At 54.6% G+C, this 6,187-nt stretch carries 9 protein-coding genes, 1 tRNA gene and 1 other annotated feature; of the genes, 9 read left to right on the forward strand and 1 reads right to left on the reverse strand.

Annotated features, from left to right (window positions below; all coding sequences use genetic code 11):
• Positions 1–615 precede the first annotated feature (615 nt).
• Positions 616–692 (reverse strand) — tRNA-Asp (locus VMW13_11345).
• 175 nt (positions 693–867) lie between these two features.
• On the opposite strand from VMW13_11345, the gene rpsF reads away from it, so the two are divergent.
• The 9 genes from rpsF (at position 868) to jag (ending at position 5,726) form a co-directional block, all read left to right on the forward strand.
• Positions 868–1,191, forward strand: a complete 324-nt coding sequence (gene rpsF / locus VMW13_11350) for a 30S ribosomal protein S6 (GenBank protein ID HUV45407.1) — start codon at positions 868–870, stop codon at positions 1,189–1,191.
• Between the two features lie 57 nt (positions 1,192–1,248).
• Positions 1,249–1,656, forward strand: coding sequence for a single-stranded DNA-binding protein (gene ssb / locus VMW13_11355; GenBank protein ID HUV45408.1), 408 nt, complete (start codon positions 1,249–1,251; stop codon positions 1,654–1,656).
• 120 nt (positions 1,657–1,776) lie between these two features.
• On the forward strand, positions 1,777–2,007 hold the full coding sequence (gene rpsR, locus VMW13_11360; protein ID HUV45409.1) for a 30S ribosomal protein S18: 231 nt from the start codon (positions 1,777–1,779) through the stop codon (positions 2,005–2,007).
• A gap of 56 nt (positions 2,008–2,063) precedes the next feature.
• Positions 2,064–2,204 carry a 50S ribosomal protein L34 gene (gene rpmH, locus VMW13_11365; protein ID HUV45410.1) on the forward strand — a complete coding sequence of 47 codons (141 nt, stop codon included), beginning with the start codon at positions 2,064–2,066 and terminating at the stop codon, positions 2,202–2,204.
• Positions 2,205–2,212: 8 nt separating this feature from the next.
• Complete coding sequence (gene rnpA / locus VMW13_11370) at positions 2,213–2,578, forward strand: ribonuclease P protein component (protein HUV45411.1); 366 nt, start codon at positions 2,213–2,215, stop codon at positions 2,576–2,578.
• 13 nt (positions 2,579–2,591) lie between these two features.
• The gene (yidD, locus tag VMW13_11375) at positions 2,592–2,801 is read left to right on the forward strand and encodes a membrane protein insertion efficiency factor YidD (GenBank protein HUV45412.1); all 210 of its coding nucleotides are present in this window, start codon (positions 2,592–2,594) and stop codon (positions 2,799–2,801) included.
• 165 nt (positions 2,802–2,966) lie between these two features.
• Positions 2,967–4,157 carry a PQQ-binding-like beta-propeller repeat protein gene (locus VMW13_11380; protein ID HUV45413.1) on the forward strand — a complete coding sequence of 397 codons (1,191 nt, stop codon included), beginning with the start codon at positions 2,967–2,969 and terminating at the stop codon, positions 4,155–4,157.
• Positions 4,158–4,168: 11 nt separating this feature from the next.
• Positions 4,169–5,143 (forward strand): YidC/Oxa1 family membrane protein insertase, encoded by a 975-nt coding sequence (locus tag VMW13_11385; protein HUV45414.1) that lies wholly within the window; start codon positions 4,169–4,171, stop codon positions 5,141–5,143.
• A complete protein-coding gene (gene jag / locus VMW13_11390) occupies positions 5,085–5,726 on the forward strand; it encodes an RNA-binding cell elongation regulator Jag/EloR (protein ID HUV45415.1) in 642 nt (213 codons plus the stop codon). The genes VMW13_11385 and jag overlap by 59 nt, the downstream gene beginning before the upstream one ends.
• Positions 5,727–5,802: 76 nt before the next feature.
• Positions 5,803–6,071: a binding site (T-box leader), on the forward strand.
• Positions 6,072–6,187: the final 116 nt, after the last annotated feature.

A 6,187-nucleotide genomic window follows, 5' to 3' on the forward strand; every position in this document is an offset into this window, starting at 1 on the left:
AGCGACAACATATAGTTTGTCAGGGATTATTTGGTGTAGGCCTTGTAAGTCAAAGATACACATTCACCGGAACCGTCAAGGTAAGCCACGGGTCTATTGTGGCAGTAGGGCCGGAGGTCTTGGTTGTACGAGCAAGGGCACCTTCCTCGACGTGTACGAAAGCCAGATAGAGTGGTACTTGACGACCTTCGTCATTCCCGAAGACTACCAGCACAGGATACTTGAGGCCTGCAGTGAGCTTGCGAAAGCGTACGATGACACGAAAGGTGAGGAGGAAAGGCTGAAGGCAAGCCTGAAGCGACTCAAAGACCAGTATCGCTGGGGGCACATATCCCGGCAGGAATACCTCAACGAGTACAGGGACACGGAGAACACGCTCCGGCAACTCGTGCCAGCTGCAAACAGGCACGACGAGCTTGAGCAATTGGCTCACTTTCTGTCGAGTGTTGCCGAAGCGTGGAAGCAGGCTAACCAAGAACAGAGGAACAGACTGATCAGGGTGCTCTTCGAGGAAGTGAAGCTAGATAGTGGCGGTAGGGTGGTCGCCGTCAAGCCAAGAGCAGAACTGGAGCCATTCTTCAGACTGAGCTACGAGTGGCACGCCATAGATATTGCTGGCGACCCCGGGGGGATTCGAACCCCCGATCTCCACCGTGACAGGGTGGCATGTTAGACCGCTACACTACGGGGCCATTCAAGTGCGGAAGGATATATTAAAAGCACGAAACAGAAATTCTACCTAGCAAAAGTGTATCAGGACGGTATATTGCTGTCAACCCAAAACCACCGAACCCCGATACTTGTATTCTCACCATCCCGTATAGTATAGTATAATGTTGTCCATAATCAAGACTGATGGTGTAGATAGTGGTCACTGAGAACATCCAGAATATAGAAGAAGAGCAGCTGTGCGATTACGAGTTGGTTGTTATTGTCAGCCCGACGGTAGAGGAAGAGGGCTTTGAAGCCGCGATAGAGAGTGTCAACAGGTTTGTCACCGGCAGGGGAGGTGTGGTTTCGGACGTCGAGCGCTGGGGCAAACGCAGGTTAGCTTACCCGATAAAGCACCACGGGGAAGGCAGCTACGTGCTGAGCCGATTCCGGATGAAGCCGGAAGATAACCGGGAACTGGAGTCGAACCTGAGGATTTCCGAGGACGTTATCCGTCATCTGCTGATAAAGCTAAGTTGAGATGAGGTGGATGCCTGCCGTCCGGGGTACCGGGGAAGGCAGAAGGAGTTCGGGACAATGGTAAGCGTAAACAGGATGACAGTCATTGGCAACCTCGGCAGTGACCCGGAAATGCGCTTCACTCCCAATGGCAGGCCGGTAACATCGTTCAGCGTTGCCACCAACTGGAGGTACACCACCGCAGAGGGGGAGCGCAAAGAGGAAACGGAGTGGTTCAACGTGGTCTGCTGGAGCAAGTTGGCCGAACAGTGCAACCAGTTCCTGACCAAAGGCCGGCTGGTCTATATCGAGGGTAGACTGAGGTTAAAGACCTGGGAAGGCCAGGACGGGCAGACAAGGTCTCGCAATGAAATCGTAGCAGACAGAGTTAAGTTCCTTGACCGGCAAGGACAGGCAACCGCTCCTGACGCAAAGGTAGGCGAGAGTGATACAGGTGAATTTTCGCCGGATGATATTCCTTTTTAACGGAGTTTATGAATAGTGCCCAGACCAACAAGTACCAGTAGTAGAGGCAGTAAAGAAAGAAGTCCCAGCGGAGGAAGAGGTTCCAGATGGGGTAGAGGTAGATACGCACCAAGGCGTAAGGTGTGCTTCTTCTGCGTCAACAAGAATGAGGCTATCGATTACAAGAGACCGGATAAACTGCGCAACTACATTTCCGACAGGGGGAAGATAGAGCCACGCCGTCGTACGGGAACCTGCGCCAAACATCAGCGACCTCTAACGATAGCAATCAAGAGGGCGCGGCATCTTGCCCTGTTGCCGTATACACCGGAGCACGTCCGCAAGATGCGGACCGTTAGTGTAGAAGCGTAGCGCAATCCGATAGTGTCTGCTACGGAGAATCCGCAGAAGATAAGGTAACCGTTACTGTGCCTAAAAGGACCTACCAGCCTAAAAAGATACCAAGAAAGCGAGAACACGGCTTTCTTAAGAGAATGAGCACCCGGGGTGGCCGGGCCGTTCTGAAAGCGAGGCGACTGAAGGGTCGCAAGCGACTGACCGTAGTCTGAGGGTCGAATTGTCTGACGGCGGAGTTGTCGGGGGAAGGGAGTACATTACCAGACCAAAGGAATACGCGCTGGTCTATGCCAGGGGTAATACCTGGGCCAGCGACCTGGTGGTGGTGAGAGCCCTACCCAACGGATTGCCTCTGTCCCGGTGTGGTTTCTCGGTCAGCAAGAGGGTCGGTAAGGCGGTAGTCAGAAACAGGGTCAAGCGTCGGCTCCGCGAGATATTACGCCGGACGCCACTCAGGGCCGGATGGGACATCGTGTTCATCGCCCGCCCGGCGGCGGCAGCAGCGGACTACGCCAGTATCAGGAAGGCAATCGAAATGCTCCTGACCCGGGCGCACCTTTTGGAAACCGCTGGCCTGACGGTCTAAGTTGTAGGCTAAAGTGAAAGCGCTGGCATTAGGACTAATCAGATTATATCAGTTGACGATATCGCAGGTTATGCCACCGTCTTGCCGTTTCAGCCCGACATGTTCCCAGTATACCTACGAAGCCGTCACAAAGTACGGTTTCCTGAGAGGTGTCTGGCTGGGTGTGAAGCGAATATCCCGCTGCCATCCGTTCCGCGCCGGTGGTTACGATCCTGTACCATAACGCTTTCGGTAGCTGTGTTCCTGTGCCGTTAATGGAGGTAGCATATCAGTTCCCTTCCTTCAGTGTGAGTTACTGCCCGCAGACGGTGTGTGCCGGGACGGTCTGACAAGACACCTTCCGGGCCGCCGGTCGGCAGGAGAAGGTTTTACCAGGGTAGATGGACAAGTGAAGAACGGACATAAAAGAGTACTACTGATACTGGCGCTGCTGCTTGTCGGCGTTATGACCGTATCAGGTTGCACCACTGCCGGCCGCCAGATGGCGCAGGGCTGGGCCGGAGGTGTCGTCTCCGACGGTACTATTTTTGTCGGCTCCATGGAGGGCAAACTGGTAGCCCTGGGCGTGTCCGACGGCAACCTCCGCGGCAACCCGGTCACGCTGGTGGCTCAAGCACAGTCCAGTGGCTTCGGATGCGTTCCCACCGGTTCTTCGGCGGTAGCCGTGTACGGCTCTCCCGTCGTTAACGGAGACCTGGTATATATCGGGGGCTATGACGGTAAGGTCAGGGCGTATCTCTTCGAGAGCGGTCGTTTGAGGGCCGAGCCGCGGTGGATATCCCGGCAGGGAGATATCGGCGGGAGCATTATCGGCGGTCTTATTGTCGCAGATGGACGTATATACTTCGGTGCCTCTGACGGGATAGTGTATGCCCTCGATGCCGTTGATGGTCACAAGCTATGGACCTTCGAGACCGGGAGCAAAATCTGGTCAACCCCGACCGTTGAAGGCGATACCTTGTTTATCGGCGGCTTCGACCACAAGCTCTATGCTCTGAACACTGCTGACGGCACTCAGAAATGGGTGTTCGAGACCGAAGGTACTATCGTTTCAACCCCCGTTGTTTCCGGCGGGAGGGTTTATATCGGCTCCTTTGACCGGCGGGTTTATGCCGTGGACACAACCAGCGGCGGGGAGGTCTGGCGTTTCCCTGAAACTGATGATGAAGTGGACACTCCCATTGGATGGTTCTGGGCGACGCTACTGGTGCACAATGGTGCGGTATATGCCCCGAACCTGGACGGCAAAGTCTACGTCATCGATGCCACCAGCGGTAACAGAATCAGCGACTTTGACCTCGAAGGGCCAATCAGTTCCGCACCGGTCTTGGTCAATGACCGCGTTATTGTAGCCACCACCTCCACCAACCGTGCCAAGCAGGAAGGTAAGGTCTTTGCGCTGGATACGACCAGCAGACAACAGACCATGCTACAGGACTTTGAGGAAAGCATACACGCACCACTCTTTGCTGACGGTACCACTGTCTACGTGCACACTATGGAAAACTTCCTGTATGCCATAGATACGGAGACCGGAGCGGGACGGAAGTACACGCTTTCCGCCGAGACCAGCGAGTGAGGTAGGTTTTTTTGGACGCAGGAGTAATCTGGGATACAGTCGTTCTGAGCCCGATGATAAACGTGCTCATTGTAATCTCGGACTATCTATTGAATAGTTTCGGGTTGACGATAATCATCTTCACCATGATTATCCGGGGCGTGATGTATCCCCTTACCCGGAGGCAACTCAAGGCGAGCAAAGGAATGCAGGAACTCCAGCCGAAGATTGCCGAAATCCGTAAAAAATTCGCCAAGGACAAGCAGCGGCGTGCCAAGGAAGAGATGGCACTGATGAAGCAATCGGGCGTAAGTCCCGCCGGCTGCCTGCTGCCGATGCTCATTCAGATGCCTGTCTGGATTGCCCTCTATCAGTCCATAATCCGGGTGCTGGCGGCAACCCCGGAGGAGTTCCTGAACCTCTCGCGGCATCTCTATGACACCTGGCCACAGGTGTTCTATCTGGTCCCGCTGGAGAGCAAGTTCCTCTGGCTGGACCTGTCGGTCCCGGATACTATGATGCTGATGCCCATACTCGTTGGCGGGTCTATGTGGCTCCAGCAGAAGATGATGACACCGGAGTCGGCCGACCCTGCCCAACAAGCCCAGGGCCGGATGATGCTCTGGATGATGCCGCTGATGTTCGCCTTTTTCACCCTGCAGTTCCCCAGTGGCCTGGCCCTGTACTGGGTGGCATCGAACATTATCAGCATTGTCATGCAGTATTTCATCAGCGGCTGGGGAGGCCTGTCCACGCTGTTTGGTGGCAGGAAAGTGGAAGACACCCGGAAACCTCCGAAACGCTATGCCCCGATAGAGTATAAACAAACAGGAAAACACGCCGGTGATGCCGATATAGTAGTAGCAAGACCGTCAGAGGAAGAGGGGTCGGATGATGAAACCACTGGAGATCAGCGCGAAGACCGTGGAAGAGGCTATTCAGATAGCTATGAATCAACTAAACGCCAGTCGCGAAGAGATAAAGGTCGACGTCCTAAGCGAAGGTAAGTCCGGTATCTTTGGCGTAGGTACCGAAAAAGCCGTGATACAAGTGGAGCGATTGTCACCCATGTCTGAATTAGAAGAGGATGAGCACAATAAGAAGAATGTGGCCGAAGTAGCCGGGGAGATTCTGGAGACGCTTCTGGACCTGATGGATATTGAAGCTACTACCATGCCGGAAAACCTTCAAACGACCAACGGTGAAGAACAGGTCACGGCCCCGCTTGCCTTCAACATACAGGGTGAAGACCTGGGCATCCTGATAGGGCGACGCGGACAGACCCTGGCCGCCCTTCAGTACGTTGTCAGGCTCATCATTAACCAGCAGATGAAGGTCTGGACTCCTGTTATCATTGACGTGGAGGGATACAAACAGCGCCGCTCCGAGGCACTGCAGGCCCTGGCGGTGCGCATGGCAGAGCAGGTGAGGCTAAAAGGGGTGCCCTTCACCCTGGAGCCGATGCCTGCCTACGAGAGACGCATCATCCACCTGGCCCTGACAGACCATCCCGATATCACCACGGAAAGCACGGGTGAGGGCGACGCCCGCAAGGTAGTGATTTCGCCCGACCAGGGTAGTCAGGACTAACTTCACGGCAATAAAACAGGTTCTTGGAATGTCCCTGTACTTGCTTTGTTTTCCATAACGTGTTAACCTTTCAAGTGTAAGTGCGTTGACGGAGAAGAGTAGGAAAGACACCGGTACCCAGCGAGTCTGGTATGGTGCGAGCAGACGTAGTCGGCTTTCCGAAAATCCCTCCCGAGCTGCCAACCGAAGGCCGCCGGTCTGAGGAGCGGATGCTGTGTAGGCTTGGCCGGAGTCGTCAGCCGTTATCCCTGACGGGGGTATGAATACGTACCCTGGATAAGTGCTCCGGTCTATTCCCGGAGAAGTAGGGTGGTACCGCGGGTTATAATTAATCCCGTCCCTTGGGGCGGGATATTTTCTTTATAGGGGGTGAGAGCCATGTTTCAACCGGTGAGTAGCAGGGTGAGTTTCCCACAGGTGGAGGAGAGGATACTCGACCTTTGGCGGAAGAATAATACGTT

The sequence above is a fragment of the Dehalococcoidales bacterium genome (genome assembly GCA_035529395.1).
Lineage (GTDB): Bacteria > Chloroflexota > Dehalococcoidia > Dehalococcoidales > Fen-1064 > DUES01.